The 15,885-nt window shown below is 60.1% G+C and carries 17 protein-coding genes; 4 read left to right on the top strand and 13 right to left on the bottom strand.

The features are described from left to right. The first annotated feature begins 152 nt into the window (after nucleotides 1–152). The gene (locus tag FHT76_RS19515; RefSeq protein WP_405049282.1) at nucleotides 153–1,799 is read left to right on the top strand and encodes an FAD-binding dehydrogenase; all 1,647 of its coding nucleotides are present in this window, start codon (nucleotides 153–155) and stop codon (nucleotides 1,797–1,799) included. 29 nt (nucleotides 1,800–1,828) lie between these two features. Here FHT76_RS19515 and FHT76_RS19510 read toward each other — a convergent pair whose 3' ends face one another. From FHT76_RS19510 to FHT76_RS19500, 3 genes are all read right to left on the bottom strand, one after another. Continuing rightward, nucleotides 1,829–2,017, bottom strand: a complete 189-nt coding sequence (locus tag FHT76_RS19510) for a YegP family protein (RefSeq protein ID WP_007527415.1) — start codon at nucleotides 2,015–2,017, stop codon at nucleotides 1,829–1,831. Nucleotides 2,018–2,153: 136 nt separating this feature from the next. After that, a complete protein-coding gene (locus FHT76_RS19505; protein ID WP_183755739.1) occupies nucleotides 2,154–2,597 on the bottom strand; it encodes a hypothetical protein in 444 nt (147 codons plus the stop codon). A 148-nt stretch (nucleotides 2,598–2,745) separates the two neighbouring features. After that, nucleotides 2,746–4,548 (bottom strand): ABC transporter transmembrane domain-containing protein, encoded by a 1,803-nt coding sequence (locus FHT76_RS19500; RefSeq protein WP_259185770.1) that lies wholly within the window; start codon nucleotides 4,546–4,548, stop codon nucleotides 2,746–2,748. Nucleotides 4,549–4,740: 192 nt separating this feature from the next. On the opposite strand from FHT76_RS19500, the gene rpmE reads away from it, so the two are divergent. After that, nucleotides 4,741–4,962, top strand: coding sequence for a 50S ribosomal protein L31 (gene rpmE, locus FHT76_RS19495; protein ID WP_007527409.1), 222 nt, complete (start codon nucleotides 4,741–4,743; stop codon nucleotides 4,960–4,962). A 166-nt stretch (nucleotides 4,963–5,128) separates the two neighbouring features. Next, nucleotides 5,129–5,599: a nucleoside deaminase gene (locus FHT76_RS19490; RefSeq protein WP_183862152.1), complete on the top strand. Its 471-nt coding sequence runs from the start codon at nucleotides 5,129–5,131 to the stop codon at nucleotides 5,597–5,599. 81 nt (nucleotides 5,600–5,680) lie between these two features. On the opposite strand, the gene FHT76_RS19485 is transcribed toward FHT76_RS19490, so the two are convergent. The 3 genes from FHT76_RS19485 to FHT76_RS19475 all read right to left on the bottom strand — a co-directional run bounded on the left by FHT76_RS19485 (nucleotide 5,681) and on the right by FHT76_RS19475 (nucleotide 8,065). Continuing rightward, a complete protein-coding gene (locus FHT76_RS19485; RefSeq protein ID WP_016557168.1) occupies nucleotides 5,681–6,196 on the bottom strand; it encodes a DUF1465 family protein in 516 nt (171 codons plus the stop codon). A gap of 375 nt (nucleotides 6,197–6,571) precedes the next feature. Then, complete coding sequence (locus FHT76_RS19480) at nucleotides 6,572–6,763, bottom strand: DUF1192 domain-containing protein (protein WP_183862150.1); 192 nt, start codon at nucleotides 6,761–6,763, stop codon at nucleotides 6,572–6,574. A 21-nt stretch (nucleotides 6,764–6,784) separates the two neighbouring features. After that, on the bottom strand, nucleotides 6,785–8,065 hold the full coding sequence (locus tag FHT76_RS19475; protein WP_183862148.1) for an MFS transporter: 1,281 nt from the start codon (nucleotides 8,063–8,065) through the stop codon (nucleotides 6,785–6,787). 173 nt (nucleotides 8,066–8,238) lie between these two features. Here FHT76_RS19475 and FHT76_RS19470 point away from each other — a divergent pair, with 173 nt between their 5' ends. After that, the gene (locus FHT76_RS19470; RefSeq protein ID WP_016557171.1) at nucleotides 8,239–8,403 is read left to right on the top strand and encodes a hypothetical protein; all 165 of its coding nucleotides are present in this window, start codon (nucleotides 8,239–8,241) and stop codon (nucleotides 8,401–8,403) included. On the opposite strand, the gene FHT76_RS19465 is transcribed toward FHT76_RS19470, so the two are convergent. From FHT76_RS19465 to gap, 7 genes are all read right to left on the bottom strand, one after another. Next, nucleotides 8,400–9,317 carry a PhzF family phenazine biosynthesis protein gene (locus FHT76_RS19465; RefSeq protein WP_183862146.1) on the bottom strand — a complete coding sequence of 306 codons (918 nt, stop codon included), beginning with the start codon at nucleotides 9,315–9,317 and terminating at the stop codon, nucleotides 8,400–8,402. The genes FHT76_RS19470 and FHT76_RS19465 overlap by 4 nt on opposite strands. Before the next feature lie 139 nt (nucleotides 9,318–9,456). After that, the gene (locus FHT76_RS19460; protein WP_183862144.1) at nucleotides 9,457–10,482 is read right to left on the bottom strand and encodes a class I fructose-bisphosphate aldolase; all 1,026 of its coding nucleotides are present in this window, start codon (nucleotides 10,480–10,482) and stop codon (nucleotides 9,457–9,459) included. Between the two features lie 223 nt (nucleotides 10,483–10,705). Then, nucleotides 10,706–11,908 carry a phosphoglycerate kinase gene (locus FHT76_RS19455; protein ID WP_183862142.1) on the bottom strand — a complete coding sequence of 401 codons (1,203 nt, stop codon included), beginning with the start codon at nucleotides 11,906–11,908 and terminating at the stop codon, nucleotides 10,706–10,708. Between the two features lie 70 nt (nucleotides 11,909–11,978). Next, nucleotides 11,979–13,829: a potassium/proton antiporter gene (locus FHT76_RS19450; protein WP_183862140.1), complete on the bottom strand. Its 1,851-nt coding sequence runs from the start codon at nucleotides 13,827–13,829 to the stop codon at nucleotides 11,979–11,981. 322 nt (nucleotides 13,830–14,151) lie between these two features. Continuing rightward, complete coding sequence (locus FHT76_RS19445; RefSeq protein WP_183862138.1) at nucleotides 14,152–14,472, bottom strand: hypothetical protein; 321 nt, start codon at nucleotides 14,470–14,472, stop codon at nucleotides 14,152–14,154. Between the two features lie 90 nt (nucleotides 14,473–14,562). After that, nucleotides 14,563–14,703 carry a hypothetical protein gene (locus tag FHT76_RS19440; protein WP_183755976.1) on the bottom strand — a complete coding sequence of 47 codons (141 nt, stop codon included), beginning with the start codon at nucleotides 14,701–14,703 and terminating at the stop codon, nucleotides 14,563–14,565. A 161-nt stretch (nucleotides 14,704–14,864) separates the two neighbouring features. After that, nucleotides 14,865–15,875 carry a type I glyceraldehyde-3-phosphate dehydrogenase gene (gene gap / locus FHT76_RS19435; RefSeq protein ID WP_183862136.1) on the bottom strand — a complete coding sequence of 337 codons (1,011 nt, stop codon included), beginning with the start codon at nucleotides 15,873–15,875 and terminating at the stop codon, nucleotides 14,865–14,867. Between the last annotated feature and the right edge of the window lie 10 nt (nucleotides 15,876–15,885).

The following is a 15,885-nucleotide window of genomic DNA, read 5'->3' as shown; positions in this document are numbered from 1 at the left end:
TGCAACGTTCGGGGATCGGCGGAAGACCGTTCCGATACAATGAGACGTGACATCAGCCCATTTCGACATCCGGCGAAAAAAATCTCGGTGACAAGAAAGTGGCGTTGTCGCCAAGCGGGGCTCCGCGTAGGCTCGCGGAGATTTGGGGGAGAATGCTTTTGATTGAATGCGATGTGCTGGTCATCGGCGCGGGACTTGCCGGCTTGGTGGCGGCGGCGGAAGCGGCGGATCGCGGGCGGAAGGTCTGCATCGTTGAACAGGAAGGCGAACAAAGCCTCGGCGGGCAGGCCTTCTGGTCGTTGGGCGGATTGTTTTTCGTCGACAGCCCGGAACAGCGGCTGATGGGGATCCGTGACAGCCTTGGCCTGGCACGCCAGGATTGGATGGGGTCAGCGTCGTTTGACCGGCCGGAAGACTATTGGCCGCGCCGCTGGGCGGAAGCCTATCTCGAATTTGCCGCAAGCGAAAAGCGTTCGTGGCTTCATCAGCACGGCATGCGCTGGTTCCCGGTCGTCGGCTGGGCCGAGCGGGGAGGCGGGTTGGCGCATGGCCACGGAAATTCCGTGCCACGCTTCCATGTGACGTGGGGAACCGGGCCTGCTGTGCTTGCACCATTTGTCCGTCGGGTGCGTGAAGCGGAAGCGAAGGGTCTTTTGACGCTTTTGTTCCGGCATCAGGTGGATGATCTCCTTGTTCAGGACGGCATTGTCTGCGGCGCCCGCGGCACCGTCCTTCAGTCCGACGCCTCCGTGCGAGGGCGGGAGACGAACCGCATTTTTTCGGGGCTCTTCGAGGTTCGGGCCGATGTGACGATCGTCACATCAGGAGGTATCGGGGGTAATCACGACGCGGTGCGCCGGAGATGGCCGGTCGAGCGGCTGGGGCGGCCCCCGGCCGATATGGTCGCTGGCGTGCCTGCCCATGTGGATGGTCGAATGATCGAGATCTCCGAACGCGCAGGTGGCCGCGAGATCAATTCGGACCGGATGTGGCACTATACGGAGGGGCTGAAGAACTGGGATCCCATCTGGCGCAATCACGGGATACGTATCCTGCCGGGTCCGTCCTCCTTCTGGTGTGATGCCAATGGGAACCGCTTTGATGCGCCTGCCATGCCCGGCTTCGATACGCTGGCGACGCTCAAAGCCATCTGCGCGACTGGGCATGACTACAGCTGGTTCATCCTCACCAAGGCGATCATCAAGAAGGAGTTTGCCCTTTCTGGTTCCGAGCAGAATCCTGACATTACGGGTAAGGACATTCGCCTGCTTCTCAAGCGGTTGGGCAAGGAGCCGCCAGGGCCGGTCCAGGCGTTCATGGATAGGGGCGAGGATTTCATCGTTCGCGACACGCTCGAAGCGCTTGTTGATGGCATGAACGGACTGACCGGCGAGAAGCGTGTGGACGCGAGCCGCCTCAGGACGCAGATCGAGGCGCGTGACCGGGAGATCGCCAATGCCTTTTCCAAGGACGCCCAGGTCACCGCCATCCGCGGTGCGCGACGATATCTGGGGGACAAGCTGATGCGGACGGCGAAGCCGCACGCGCTGCTTGACCCGCGGGCTGGGCCGCTCATTGCCGTGCGACTGCACATCCTGACACGCAAGTCGCTGGGTGGTCTGGAGACGGATCTATCCGCGCGCGTGATCGGCCATGGCGGCGATCCGGTTCCAGGGCTTTATGCCGCGGGCGAAGTAGCAGGTTTTGGTGGTGGAGGTATGCACGGATACAATGCGCTCGAGGGAACTTTCCTCGGCGGTTGCATCTTTTCCGGCAGGGTCGCCGGACGAGCAGTGTAGAGGCGGCGCTTTTAGCGCCGCCTGATGGGTCAGGCCTCAGCCTTCGTCGTGTCGACGACTTCTGCGCCGGGAGAATTCTTCTTGATGGATTCGATGGCGCTCAGCGCCGATGCCTTGGCCTTATAGCCTTCGGAGCCGAACATGGATTCGCCGTTCGGCGCTTTGAAACGGAAACGGAACTCGCCAGCCTTGTCCTTGTAAACTTCGAACTTATACATCGATTTTTCTCCCGGAATCAGGATGTTGTCCTATCTACAGCCGCAGCGTAGAACAAAAAACGCAACTATTCCATCGGGATATTTGCGCGCTCTGCAACCGACGCGACTGACGGGTCTGAAAAGGAAATCGCTGGTATCACGGCTTGAAGATCGAGAAGACCGACGAGAACTTGTTAATCAGGTATGGCGCGAAAAGCACGAGGCCGGAATAGAAGAAATTCGCCGCCTTCGTCATGTCGGGTATCTCGTTGACGCTGGCAAAGCGATAAAGGCAGGCAAGGCCGAAGCCGACGTATAACATCAGTATCGCGACGGTTCCGACAAGGGCGATGAAACGGCTCGAACTCGCTTTCATCATCGTGACGGTTAGTGGGAGCTGCCCGGCGGCGAGGGGGATGCCAGCGGCGTCGATGGGGGTTCCGGCTGCGTCAGTTTTCGTCAACTCGACTTCCTCAGACAGGGCGTCGGTCAGCGACCAATCGTGGGCCTCCCGGAGCGAGCGGTAGCACAGCAGCATCGATATCACCACGGCGATGGCGACGAGCACAACCAACATATTGGCAAAGCTTATTAAATTCACCAGAGCCTCCCTCAGAGCGCTGCGACATGAATCTGTCCATGAAACCGAGTGTAATCTTTGCGTGTATTATGTCAATATACACGCAAAGATTACACGCCGATGCAACCGTCGCAGGCTGCTCGCTGAGAAGGGACGTGTAATTCGATGATCACTTCACGGCGGCAAGAAAGTCGCCGGCGCCAGTTTCGAACTGCAACTTGGCGAGCTTGGCGTAGATGCCCCCATCTCGAATGAGGGTCTGATGCGTTCCCTCTTCGACAACACGGCCCTGATCCATAACGAGAATCCGGTCAACCTTCAGCACGGTGGCGAGGCGATGGGCAATGACAAGCGTCGTGCGCCCGGTCATGAGCCCATCGAGGGCCTTTTGCACAAGTGTTTCGCTTTCGGCGTCCAGCGCCGACGTCGCCTCGTCGAGCAGGAGCACTGGTGCATCTTTCAGAATGGCACGGGCGATCGCGATCCGCTGACGTTGACCGCCGGAGAGCGTGATACCGCGCTCGCCAACTTCCGTGTCATATCCCTTCTCCAGGCGGGCAACGAATTCGTCGGCCTGGGCGGCGATCGCAGCGGCACGCACCTCTTCGCGCGTAGCCTCGGGGCGCCCGAAGGCGATGTTGTCGTGAATAGAAGCCGCAAAGATGGTGACATCCTGCGGCACGATCGCGAGGCGTTTGCGCAGTTCGTCGGGATCGGTGCTCGTCGCTTCGATACCGTCGATCTTCACCGCGCCCTGTTGCGGGTCGTAGAAACGGAGCAGCAGCGAGAAGACTGTACTTTTGCCGGCGCCGGAGGGGCCGACAATCGCAACGGTTTCGCCGGGAGCGACGTCGAAGCTCACGCCATGCAGCGCGGATCGTTCGGGGCGTGATGGATAGGCGAAGTGCACGTCACTGAACTGCACACGGCCAAGCGCAGGAGCAGGCAGCGCAACAGGCGCGGCCGGCGCCGCGATTGGGGAAACCTCGTCGAGCAGTTCCGTCAGCCGGTCGGCCGCACCCGCGGCCTGCGAAAGCTCGCCCCAGACTTCCGACAGAGCGCCGAGCGAGCCGGCGGCGATAACTGCGTAGAGAAGGAACTGGCCGAGCGTGCCCGCAGAGAGCGTGCCCGCGAGAACGTTGTGGGCTCCGACCCAGAGAACAGCGACGACGCTGCCGAAGATAAGGGTGATGGCGATTCCCGTCAGCAGGGCGCGCGAGCGGATCGCGGCGCGGGCGGCAGCATAGGCCGTTTCGACGGCCGATCCATAACGGTCCGCCGCAGCGTCTTCTCCGCCAAAAGCCTGGACGGTGCGGCTGGCGGCGATGGTCTCGTTGGCGAAGGCGGAGGCATCGGCCAGTGTATCCTGGGCAAAACGCGAGCGTTTCCGCACCGAGCGGCCGAAGCCGACGAGCGGGAAGACGATCAGCGGGATCGCACCGATCACCAGGCTGGACAGCTTTGGAGAGGTCACGATCATCATGCCCATCGCGCCGAGACAGAGGATGAGGTTGCGTAGGGCCACAGAGGCCGTTGCACCGACGGCCGACTTGATCTGCGTCGTATCTGCCGTCAGGCGCGAGACGATCTCGCCCGACTGGTTGACGTCGAAGAACGCCGGCGACAGCCGCGTCACGTGACTGAAGACGTCGCGGCGAAGGTCGGCGACGACGCGCTCGCCAAGCGTGATGACGAAGTAATAGCGAAGGGCGCTCGCAACGGCTAGCACGACCGCCATGATCATCAGCATGAGGAAATAGCTGTTGATGAAGCTGCCATCGGCCTGCGTGAAGCCGTGATCGATCATGCGGCGTACGGCGAGCGGCAGGGCGAGCGAGGTCACGGCCGCAAGCGCAAGCGACGCGAGAGCGCCGGCGACCAGGCCGCGATAGCGCACGACATAGGGCGTCAGCCGGCCTAGCGGCTTCAGCGATCGCGACTTCTTTTCCCCTGCTTGACCCGCGTATGCCAATTCGTCTCCGATCCCCTACAACACCGCTCATCCGCGGCTGATGGCTCTTGTTATCCTGCCGGCCTTCATGTATAGGCAGCCCATCCTAATGGGAAGCCGTAGCCTTTGCGTCTGCGGCTTCATTTATTCAATCGGTCCTCTTGTCGCAACGAATATGCGTCAAATTGGACGTTGCATGGCAGGAAGATTGTTATGAAGGCAGATATCCATCCCGACTATCACACGATCAAGGTAGTCATGACCGACGGCACCGAATACGAAACCCGCTCGACCTGGGGTTCTGAAGGCGCAGTCATGAACCTCGAAATCGACTCCAAGTCGCATCCGGCATGGACTGGTGGCAACCAGCAGCTCATGGACCGCGGCGGCCGCGTTTCCAAGTTCAACAAGCGTTTCGGCGGCCTCGGCCTCTAATCGCTGCCGCTTGGTGGAATTGAAAGAACCCCGCTTCGGCGGGGTTTTTTGTTGCGTGCTTTCTGCCCGCGAGACTGTTTGCTTTCTTGAACCCGCGTTACGGCCTCTTGGAAATCCGTTCGATCCAAGACAAGATCATCCAGCTCCAGCTTTGAAGGGGACTGGGATGGAAAATCACGAGCCGTTTCTAAGAGAAGCGATCGCGCTTTCGAAATCTGCGATGGAACGGGGTGACGAGCCGTTTGGCTCAGTGCTGGTCAAGGACGGGACGGTCATTCTGCGCGCCGAAAACAGCGTATTCACCGGCCGCGACATGACGAACCACGCCGAGTTGAACCTGATCAAGCTCGCTGCGCAGAAGTACGATGCTGCTTTCCTGTCGGATTGCACTCTCTATACCAGCACCGAGCCGTGTGCGATGTGTTCCGGGGCGATCTACTGGTCGGGGATCGGGCGCATGGTGTTTGCGTGCTCCGAGACGCGACTTGGTGAGATTGCCGGGATCGGCCTGAACGTTCCGAGCCGGGCAATATTGGAAACCGGCGCGCGCATCGTCGTCGTCGATGGCCCGAACATCGAAGACGAAGCTGCTGCCGTCCATCAGGAATTCTGGCCAAAGCATCTGGGTAGAGCGTAGCGGCTGAAAGCTCGTGGCGCGCAAAAGACAAACCGGCCGCGCACCACGCAGCCGGTTTCATGAATGCGGTATCGAGGCGGCTTAGTTGTTGCTGAAAGCCGTCTGCAGCAAGCTAAGCTGAGCCTGGACGCTATTCTGGTTGTCAGGAACGATCGGGGCTTCGGCCGGACGGTAGATTTCGCGGTCGAGCAGGGCGACGCGGTTCTGCAGGCGCAGCGAGCGTTCGATCAGATCGCGGAAGGATTCCGGCAGGTCGCCCCAGCCCGGCGCGTTGCGATCGACGTTGAAACCGTCGAGGCGAACCTTGTTCTTCTCGGCCAAAACCTGATCGCGCGACATCTCGCCGTTGTTGACGGCGCGCTGCAAAAGCAGCCAGGACGCCATCTGCATCAGGCGGGTGGTGAGGCGCATCGATTCAGCGGCATAGAGGACGGATGCCATGCGCGGCAGAACCTTCGAGGCTGCGCGGCCCTGGCCATCGAGATAGGCGGCGGTTTCTTCAACCAGCGACATGCCTTCCGAATACAGTGTCTTGAACTGCGAGGATGAGGCAGCGCGACCTGCAAAACTGATCGTGTTCAATCCAAGCTCTGACATTTAAATAGTCCCTGTTGCACGCATCTACTTATGGTCAGGTAACGTCGACCGAAGGCAAAAGGTTCTCCGGCCGCTCTTTATGCTTTTAAGATGGTAGCTTTAGCGGAATTGCGCAAGGCGTTTCTTAAGAAAGGGTTAACTTCCACAGTTTCATGGAAATGGTCCCCAACGCAATAAAAAAGAAGAGCCGCAAAAGCGGCTCTCAAGGTAAAACAGGGAGAAAAATCAGACCAATTCACCGCATGGAAAACTGTCTGAGATCCAGAGAAGATCTGGATGAGTACAGTAATACCTTATAAAGCTTAATCGCGGCTTAAACCTGTCCCGGTTTAGTCCTTTCCGGCGGCATGATTTGCTGCTTTAGCCAACCGGCGATCAGGAGCGGAAGAGGCTTTCGGCCGCTGATCTTGTCGAGGTCTTGCTGGCCACCTCAGCTTCGATTCTCGCGATCTCGGCCTTGAGCAGCTCAATGCGCGATCTCAATTCGTCGACCGAGACGGCGGAAAGATCGCCACCGATCTCATGCGCAACCTTCTTCTGCGGCCGGTCGTCATCGATGAAGCTCATCTCAATCCTCCCTTGTCTGCCTCAGTTATATTTTAGGGCAGGATCGCCGGTTTCGGGAGTCTTGGCGGTTCCGCGGTCGGCAAGCGACATGCTTTCGGGCGTTAGCGTTTGTGAGGTGGCAGTCGAAAGAGTCGTAAACGCGTCGCGGTCGCCGACCGGAACGGCGGCGCGCATGCGGCTGCGGATGATGGCATAGGCGGTGATCAGCACATGGGCGATCGCCGTCACTAGGAAGAGGGCATGCGGGTTGATCATCGACATCACGGGCCCGCCGATGGTCGGGCCGATGATCGTGCCGATGCCGTAAAGGAGCAGCAACCCGCCGGAGACTTTTACGAAGTCCTCTGCGGAGGCAAAGTCGTTCGCGTGCGCAACGGCGATCGGATAGAGCGTGTTGGCAACAGCGCCATAAAGCACGACGAGACCGATAATGAAGTAGGGCGAGTCGGGGTGCAGGATCGCCAGCAGCAGGCCGGCGAGAGCGGCAATCGCCGACATTGCCGCCAAGACATAGCGACGGTCGATACGGTCCGAGAGGCGGCCGGCCGGCAGTTGCATCACGGCGCCGGCGAAGATCGTGGAACTCATCATGATCGCGATACTCGTATCGGACAGGCCAGCGCCAGCACCAAAGACGGCGCCCAGCGTACCGTAGGCGCCGTTGGCGATACCGACGAGGAGAATGCCAAGGCAAGAGACGGGAGAGTTGCGGTAAAGGGCCGGCAGATCGAGCTTGACGGCCTTCAGCGGCTGCGGGGAGGCCGCGGTCGAGAGCGTCGTCGGAAGCATCGCGATGCAGTAGAAGATGCCGCAGATCATGAAGAGCACGGGCGTGCGCACATCCTCCAGCGGAATCATCATCTGGCCGGCCACGACGCCGAAGAGCGTGATGGAGATATAAAGCGAGAAGATCGCGCCGCGGCTTTCGTTGGTGGCGCGCTCGTTCAGCCAACTCTCGATGATCATCGACGTGCCGGCTGTCGCAAAGCCGGTTACGGCGCGCAACAGGACCCACCAGACCGGATGGATGATGATACCGCTTACGAGCGCGATAATCGCGATAATCGCAATGAAGCCGGAGAAGGCGCGAACGTGGCCGACACGGCGCACCAGTTTGGGGGCAACGAGGCAGCCGATGACGAAGCCGGCCGCCCAGGAGGTGCCGAGCAGCCCAAGGGTGGTCGTTGCGTAACCTTCCAGGTTGCCACGCACTGGAAGCAGGATGCCCTGCAAGCCGTTGCCCATGAAGAGAAAGAGCGTCCCGAAAAGAAGTGAGGCGACGGACAGCAGATTTCTTTTCATATACCCAGACTCTATGCGTTGAATGTCAAAGGACATATGGCAACACACGGGTGTCGCCCAGCCTCGAGAAGATTGATTGTGCCCCCAAATGCCTTTACGGCATGAATAAATGCAGTCGTGACGCGAAAAAATGTCGGTCCTGTGACAATCAGAAGAGATGGAAAAATAAAGACATGACCAAGCTGATCGCCCTGCTGCTCATCCTGGCGATGGCGATCCAGTTGATCAAGCCGCTGGGTGTCCCAGGGCTGCGTCGGCGCATGGATTTCTGGAAGATCGCGCTGATCGCCTTCGCAATCTGGGCGCTGGCGCTGATCGGCCGCGACCTCTTCGTCTAATACGCGATTTCGCCGCGCATGACTGGCGCGCAGCTTCCGGAAATCGTGACGTCGGTGACCGTCCCCTCCTGCTTGACCACGTCGATCCCGATGAGGCTGCGGCGTCCCATTTCGACGCCTTGCTCTATGGTCAGCGAAACGCTCATAGTCGCATCCGGCTCCAGCGAAACGAGGTAGGCGCCCAAGGCTGCCGAGGCGCTGCCGGTTGCCGGATCCTCCGGCACGTTGTCGAGCGGCGCAAACATCCGTGCGCGGATCATCCACGGGTTTTCCTGCGAGCGGACGTAGACGAACAGCGAGAAGTCGTGGTTGCCTTCAATGGTCGACCCTGCCGCATCCTGAAAATATGAAAGGTTCGGTCGGGCGCGGCCGAGGGCGGCAAGGTCCGCGAGTTCGGCGACTACGAAACTCAGCCCAACCGATAGGACAACAGGTCCATGCGTGGACACGCGGATTTCGTCTGGTTCGATGGCGATGCAGCGGGCAACGGTGTGCCCCGAGATTGTGTCGCCGACAGCAAGCGGTCTCGGCGCGCGAATGGATGCGGACAGCACCTCGCCACGGTCCCGCTTGAGGTCAACTTCGACGAGTCCCGCCTTCTCCTCGAAGCGCAGCTTGTCTCCGGTGGGCCGACCGAACACCTCGCCCTGCCGCCCAAGCACATAGGCGGTACCAACGTTCGGATGGCCCGCAAAGGGCACCTCCATGGTCGGCGTGAAGATACGGATACAGGCGGTATTGGCGGGATCCTCCGGCGGCAGCACGAAGGTGACTTCCGAATAGCCGAACTCCGCGGCGATGCTCTGCATGTCGGTATCGGTCAGACCACGCGCGTCACTCATGACAGCCAGCGGGTTGCCTTCGAAACGGGTGGAGGTGAAAACATCGACGGTCGTGAAGGCAACGGTTTTCATGGCGGCTCCGAACGGGCTGATGCCTTGATCCTTACTTGCGAACGGCTGGCTGCAGAAGCTGGAAACTTGTCGCTGTTACAATAGAAAAACCGGCCGCTTTGGGCGACCGGTTCTGTTTGTCTTGTAAGCCGAGAAGGGCTTAAGCGGCCTGTTCGAGGTCCTTCTTCCAGCTGCCCTTGGCAGCGAGGCTGTTCATCTCGGCGCGGTGGGCGAAGGCACGTTGTCCGGCGGCGACATTCTCCGCCTTGCCACCCCAGGCCTTGAGGGCCGTATCCTGCAGGGCGCGGCCATAGGAGAAGGTGACCGCCCAGGGCAGGTCGTAGCCCGAGTTGATCGCAGATAGATGCGCCGACGCTTCTTCGGTCGACTGGCCGCCGGAGAGGAAGGCAATGCCGGGAACGGCGGAGGGAACGGTGCGCTTCAGAACTTCGACGGTACGCTCGGCGACTTCGGCGACAGACGCCTTGCGGGCGTTCTTGCCGTCGATGACCATGTTCGGCTTCAGGATCATGCCTTCGAGGCTTACACGGGCATCGGCCAGTTCCTCGAAGACGGTGCGCAGCGTCCATTCTGTGACCTCCGCACAGCGGTCGATGTTGTGGTCGCCCGGCTTGCCATCCATCAGGCATTCCGGCTCGACAATCGGAACGATGTTGGCCTGCTGGCAGAGTGCGGCATAGCGGGCAAGCGCGTGCGCATTGGCCTTCATGGAGCCCCAAGTCGGCAGCGAGGAGGAAATTGCGATGACGCCGCGCCACTTGGCGAAGCGAGCGCCGGCTTCATAATACTTCGCCAGGCGATCTGCGAGGCCGTCCAAACCTTCGGTGATGGTTTCGCCGGGATAGGCTGCCATCGGTTTTGCGCCGATATCGACCTTGATGCCCGGAATGCTGTCTGCTGCGCGGATGATGTCAACGAAGGGCGTGCCGTCTGCGGCTTTCTGGTGGAGGGTCTCTTCGTAGAGAATGACGCCGGAAATATACTGACGCATCGCCTCGTCGGTACGGAACAGCATCTCGCGGTAGTCACGGCGGCTCGTTTCTGTCGATTCAAGTCCAATCGTATCGAACCGCTTGCCGATTGTGCTCGTCGATTCATCCGCTGCAAGCAGCCCACGGCCACCAGTTACCATACGCACGGCAATGTCTTCCAAACGTTCGCTCATATCGTTCTCTCCACAGCAAAGAAAAATCGTCAACCGGTGAATATAGGTCGCGGATAACAGAAGTTTATGGTCGGGAAAACGGCAGCAAAATTCTTTGAAACGTTTGAATTTTTTTTAATCGTTTGAAAGTTCGGGCTTTTGTTCTTGCTTTGAGCAAAAGACCGCGGCGCTTCCGCGCCACGGTCTATCTACATGTAAAATCTGTTAAATTCGACTGTTCGGATCATTTGGCCTTGTTGAGGACCGCGACGCCCGGAAGGACTTTCCCTTCCATCCATTCAAGGAAGGCACCACCCGCGGTCGATACATAGCTGAAATCATCGGCAACGCCGGCATGGTTCAGCGCGGAGACCGTATCACCACCACCGGCGACCGAAGTCAGCTTGCCAGCCTTGGTGCGCTCGGCCGCAAACTTCGCTGCCGCGACGGTTGCCTTGTCGAACGGTTCGATCTCGAACGCGCCAAGCGGACCGTTCCAGACGAGCGTATTGGCGCGCTCGATCCAGGCCTTGATCGCCTCGACCGACTTCGGACCGACGTCCAGCACCATCGCGTCGCTGGGGATCGCATCGATCGCGACCGTCTCGTTGGCGGCGTTTGCTTTGAACTCGCGGGCAACAACGCCGTCTTCGGGGAGAATGATGGCGCAGCCCGCCGTGGCCGCTTCGATCATGATCTGCTTTGCGGTGTCGGCAAGGTCGTGCTCGCAGAGCGACTTGCCGACATTCGTGCCACGCGCGGCGATAAAGGTATTTGCCATGCCGCCGCCGATTACCAGCGCGTCGACCCTCTTTACGAGGTTCATCAAGAGATCAATCTTGGTCGAGACCTTAGCGCCGCCGACGATGGCAACGACCGGTCGGGCCGGATTGCCGAGGCCGGTCTCAAGTGCTTCGAGCTCAGCCTGCATGGTGCGGCCGGCATGAGCGGGAAGATGATGGGCGAGGCCTTCCGTCGAGGCGTGCGCACGGTGGGCGGCGGAGAAGGCATCATTGACGTAGATGTCTCCCTGCGCGGCTAGCGCCTTGACGAAATCCGGGTCGTTCTTCTCTTCGCCCTTATGGAAGCGCGTATTTTCCATGAGCAGGATGTCGCCGTTCTTCATCGCCGCAACGGCGTCGCTAGCCACGGCGCCAATGCAGTCGTCGGCGGTCGAGACCGAGTGGTCAAGGACTTCCTCGACGGAGGGCGCGATCAGGGACAGCGAAAGATCTGGCGACGGGCCATCCTTGGGGCGACCGAAATGCGCGAGCAGGATGACCTTGGCGCCCTTCTTCGACAGTTCCAGGATCGTCGGGGCAACACGCTCGATGCGCGTGGTGTCGGTCACTTTGCCGTCTTTGACCGGGACGTTCAGGTCAACGCGAACGAGGACGCGCTTGCCGGCAATGTCGTTGAGGTCGTCGAGGGTCTTGAAGGAAGGCATGGAGAAGTCCGTTCGTTATTGCCCAAAAGATGCGGGGACCATACCAAGGATGACTGGAGACGCAAGGCGGTCATTGCCGCTTTTCATCACCCTTGCCGGACGTCGCTGCGGCGGCTGCTTCACGGTTCTTGCGACCTTTAAAGCGGTCACGGACGCGGTCGATGATGTCATGCAGATTAAGGAAGATCGGCAGGGCGGTGGCGGGCTCGAGAGCCTCGAGCGACATGCCGACCGAAGTGATGTGGTCCTGGTCGTCGAGATCGCGGACGATCAGGATAATGGAGCCGAGGCGCACCCGGTCGGCATAGTCGGCCTTGCCACCGAGACGATGCTTCATCAACTCGGCGATCGTCAGTCCCTTCTCGGATTCGTTCAGCAGTCCAGGGCCATAGGCGGCGTCGAGATCTGCGGCGGGGCGAGCCGGTGAAAGTGCGAAGGCGCCGAAGAAATCCGCATCGTCCTCCTCGACAGGAACTCGGCTGGCAAAGAGCTTGTCGAGCAGCCGCGAATAGGAGGGAACTACGAAGAGATAGACGAGATCGTTTTCGCGCAGCCGTCCGGCATACTGATAGCGCATCGACTTGCCATCTCGGATGACGAGCGAGGGCGTTGCCCAACGCGGGATACGCTCACCGCGCAAGACCGGGCTATCCTTGACGACGCGGTAGGAGAGAAGCTCATGGTTTGCCGCGCCCGGCAGATCTACTTCCACCTTGTCGACGGCACCCATCCGCGGTGGGGTGATGAGCCCGAGCTTCTTGGCAACCGGTTTGATCGTCCACCCCTGTACGAGCAGCGAGACGAGCACGATGATGAAGGCGGTATTGAAATAGACCTGGCCATTCTCCAATCCACCAAGGATGGGCATGATCGCAAGCAGGATCGACACCGCGCCACGCAACCCGACCCATGCGACAAAGCCAATCTCTTGCTGCGTGTAGTCGAAGGGCAGCAGAGACAACCAGATGGCAAGCGGGCGCGCAACGAAGATCAGGAACAGGGCAAGCAGTATCGCTGGAATGGCGATCGACGGAAACTGCGACGGTGTTGCAAGGAGCCCGAGAACGAGGAACATAATGATTTGTGCAAGCCAGGTCATGCCGTCCTGGAAGCGCTTGATGGCGGCATAACCGTGGAGTTTGCGGCTGCCCGCGTAGATGCCGGCAACGTAGACGGCGAGGAAGCCGCTGCCGCCGACTGCGCCTGTCGCTGAAAAGACCAGCAGCGCCAGGGCCAGCACGAAGATCGGTGTCAGGCCGCGATCCGTCTCCAGCCTGCTGACGATCAAAACGATCATCATGCCGCCGAGCAGGCCGAGGATGACGCCGAGGCCCATCTGCTGCACGAACATGGCAAGCATGCCGATGTTGATGCCGTGATACCGTTCGCCGCTAGCAAGAACCTCAACGAGCGCAATAGTCAGGAAGATCGCCATCGGGTCGTTGGAGCCGGATTCCACTTCAAGGGTCGACCGCACTTTGTCGCGGATATTGATGCCGCCGATGCGCAGCAGGAAGAAGACCGCTGCCGCGTCGGTAGAGGCAACGATGGAGCCGAGCAGCAGACCTTCCAGCCACGTAAAGTTCAGCAACCACATGGCGACGACGCCAACCAATGCCGCCGTTATCAGGACACCGACCGAGGCGAGTGTCAGCGAGGGCATGGCGGCGAGCTTGAACGACTGCACTGGCGTTCCAAAGCCGGAGTCGAACAAGATGATCGCGAGCGCGATGGAACCGAGGATATAGGCGAGATAGTTGTTGGTGAATTCGATGCCCAGGCCATCCGTTCCGGCAAGCAATCCGATCGCCAGGAAGAGCAGGAGGAGGGGCGCGCCGAAGCGGAACGCGAGCAGGCTGGAGAACGCGGCGAGGAGCACGAGCGTCGTCGACACCAGTACGACGATATAGAACGCTTCCATGCCTATCCCCTTACCTGCAATTCAATGCAGACCACCCCCGGTCCCGCAGCCCATTCCCAGTCACCCTTTCGTCGTCATCCAAGCTTGCTGCGAGTAAACGGCAAAACAAACGGGATGGGTAGGCCTTGCGGTCGAACCCCTGCTGTTTTGCGGCTTCATGCTGCTGTTTTGGCGTGCCGAACGGCAAAGCTGGATGAGCGCTCACGAAGGAGCTTGAAAGAGTGTATGAGCAAATCGGGCGATAGCAGGGCAGAAGCGGCGCTCGCGCGCTTTTCCTGGCGATCAGTTTCTTGTCGGAAGTGAACCGCGTCGAGGCCTCAGATCAGATGTCGTCGTCCTCATCGCCTTCGTCATCGCCGATGTCGGAAATTGGGACCAGGAAGACGACGAATTCGTCATCGATGGTGCGCTCCGGATCGTCGTCGAACTCGTAGGCGTGCTCGACTTCGCTCGCCTCTTCGGCGGTTGCCTTGCGCAGGCTGAGCGGAGCAACTCCGTCCCAAACCGGCTTGCCTTGAGATTGCAGGACCGTGAGATCCTCCCGGAAATCCTCAGCCTCGAAGAAGGTCTTGGCATCGTCGGCGTCCTCGGAGCGGAAGCTTGCGACTGGTTGTCCATCGATTTCGATCGTAAAGTAGTCCATCAGAATTCCTTCGCCTGCGCACCATCCGCTTGACAGCGACAGTACGGTGATCGAACACCCCGCGCCAGCACTATCCTTTAAGGATAACGATTATCGCGGTCCCATGACCTGCGTGGACGCCAGCAGCGGTTGCCCCTCCGCGATCTGCTTGGAACTGCGACCGCCAACGAGGCTCAAGCTCAACACGCTCGCGATCATACAAACAACAATGATCGTCATGAGAATTTTCATGGGGGACTCGTCGGCAATCCGGCATCTCTTATGCCTGTGACGCTAGCCAGTTTGACGATGGGACGCAAGCGGAAGGACCCACTCGCCACGGCCATCGGACTGGCCATAAGAAAAGCGGCCCGATTGTCCGGGCCGCTTTCCGAGATAATTCGGCAGGGCTGTTAGATGAGCTTCGCGAAAGCGACGGCCGTGTCGGACATGCGGCTGGAGAAGCCCCACTCGTTGTCGTACCAGGACAGGACGCGCACGAAGTTGCCTTCCATGACCTTGGTCTGATCGGTCGCGAAGATCGAGGAGTGGCTGTCGTGGTTGAAGTCGCGGGAAACGAGCGGCTCGTCGGTGTAGCCGAGAATGCCCTTCAGTTTGCCGTTTGCGGCCGCCTTGATCGCTTCGTTGATTTCGCCGACCGTCGTGGCCTTCTTGGCGACGAACTTGAAGTCGACGACCGAGACGTTCGGGGTCGGAACGCGGATCGACGTACCGTCAAGCTTGCCCTTCAGATGCGGCATGACGAGGCCAACGGCCTTGGCTGCGCCCGTCGACGTCGGGATCATGGACAGGGCTGCGGCGCGGGCGCGGTACAGGTCCTTGTGCATGGTGTCGAGCGTCGGCTGGTCGCCGGTGTAGGAGTGGATCGTGGTCATGAAGCCGTGGTCGATGCCGACCGCGTCATCGAGAACCTTCACAACCGGTACGAGGCAGTTCGTCGTGCAGGATGCGTTGGAGATGACCAGGTGCTCCTTGGTGAGCTGGTCGTGGTTGACGCCGAAAACGACGGTCAGGTCAGCACCGTCGGCAGGGGCCGAAACGATGACGCGCTTGGCGCCTGCAGCCAGGTGCAGGGCAGCCTTTTCACGCGAAGTGAAGATGCCGGTGCATTCCATCGCGATGTCGACGCCGAGTTCCTTGTGCGGCAGCGTCGCCGGGTCCTTGATCGCCGTCACCTTGATCGGCTTGCCACCGCCAACAGTGATCGTGTCGCCTTCGACCTTCACCTCGGCTGGGAACTTGCCGTGGATGGAGTCGTAGCGCAGCAGGTGGGCATTGGTCTCGACCGGGCCGAGGTCGTTGATCGCGACGACTTCAATGTCGGTGCGGCCAGATTCGACAATAGCGCGGAGAACGTTGCGGCCGATGCGGCCGAAGCCGTTGATGGCAACCTTTACAGTCATGTGCATTCAC

This window comes from Rhizobium sp. BK176 (genome assembly GCF_024808055.1).
This window is presented reverse-complemented; position numbering and strand designations above follow the sequence as displayed.

Bases quoted from the DNA above. Each gene is read 5' to 3' on its own strand.
- FHT76_RS19475 (WP_183862148.1), bottom strand. From the start codon at position 8,065: ATGAAAAGAAATCTGCTGTCCGTCGCCTCACTTCTTTTCGGGACGCTC.
- FHT76_RS19445 (WP_183862138.1), bottom strand. From the start codon at position 14,472: ATGGACTACTTTACGATCGAAATCGATGGACAACCAGTCGCAAGCTTC.
- rpmE (WP_007527409.1), top strand. From the start codon at position 4,741: ATGAAGGCAGATATCCATCCCGACTATCACACGATCAAGGTAGTCATG.
- FHT76_RS19440 (WP_183755976.1), bottom strand. From the start codon at position 14,703: ATGAAAATTCTCATGACGATCATTGTTGTTTGTATGATCGCGAGCGTG.
- FHT76_RS19470 (WP_016557171.1), top strand. From the start codon at position 8,239: ATGACCAAGCTGATCGCCCTGCTGCTCATCCTGGCGATGGCGATCCAG.
- FHT76_RS19490 (WP_183862152.1), top strand. From the start codon at position 5,129: ATGGAAAATCACGAGCCGTTTCTAAGAGAAGCGATCGCGCTTTCGAAA.
- FHT76_RS19510 (WP_007527415.1), bottom strand. From the start codon at position 2,017: ATGTATAAGTTCGAAGTTTACAAGGACAAGGCTGGCGAGTTCCGTTTC.
- FHT76_RS19515 (WP_405049282.1), top strand. From the start codon at position 153: ATGCTTTTGATTGAATGCGATGTGCTGGTCATCGGCGCGGGACTTGCC.
- FHT76_RS19450 (WP_183862140.1), bottom strand. From the start codon at position 13,829: ATGGAAGCGTTCTATATCGTCGTACTGGTGTCGACGACGCTCGTGCTC.
- FHT76_RS19460 (WP_183862144.1), bottom strand. From the start codon at position 10,482: ATGAGCGAACGTTTGGAAGACATTGCCGTGCGTATGGTAACTGGTGGC.
- gap (WP_183862136.1), bottom strand. From the start codon at position 15,875: ATGACTGTAAAGGTTGCCATCAACGGCTTCGGCCGCATCGGCCGCAAC.
- FHT76_RS19465 (WP_183862146.1), bottom strand. From the start codon at position 9,317: ATGAAAACCGTTGCCTTCACGACCGTCGATGTTTTCACCTCCACCCGT.
- FHT76_RS19480 (WP_183862150.1), bottom strand. From the start codon at position 6,763: ATGAGCTTCATCGATGACGACCGGCCGCAGAAGAAGGTTGCGCATGAG.
- FHT76_RS19455 (WP_183862142.1), bottom strand. From the start codon at position 11,908: ATGCCTTCCTTCAAGACCCTCGACGACCTCAACGACATTGCCGGCAAG.
- FHT76_RS19485 (WP_016557168.1), bottom strand. From the start codon at position 6,196: ATGTCAGAGCTTGGATTGAACACGATCAGTTTTGCAGGTCGCGCTGCC.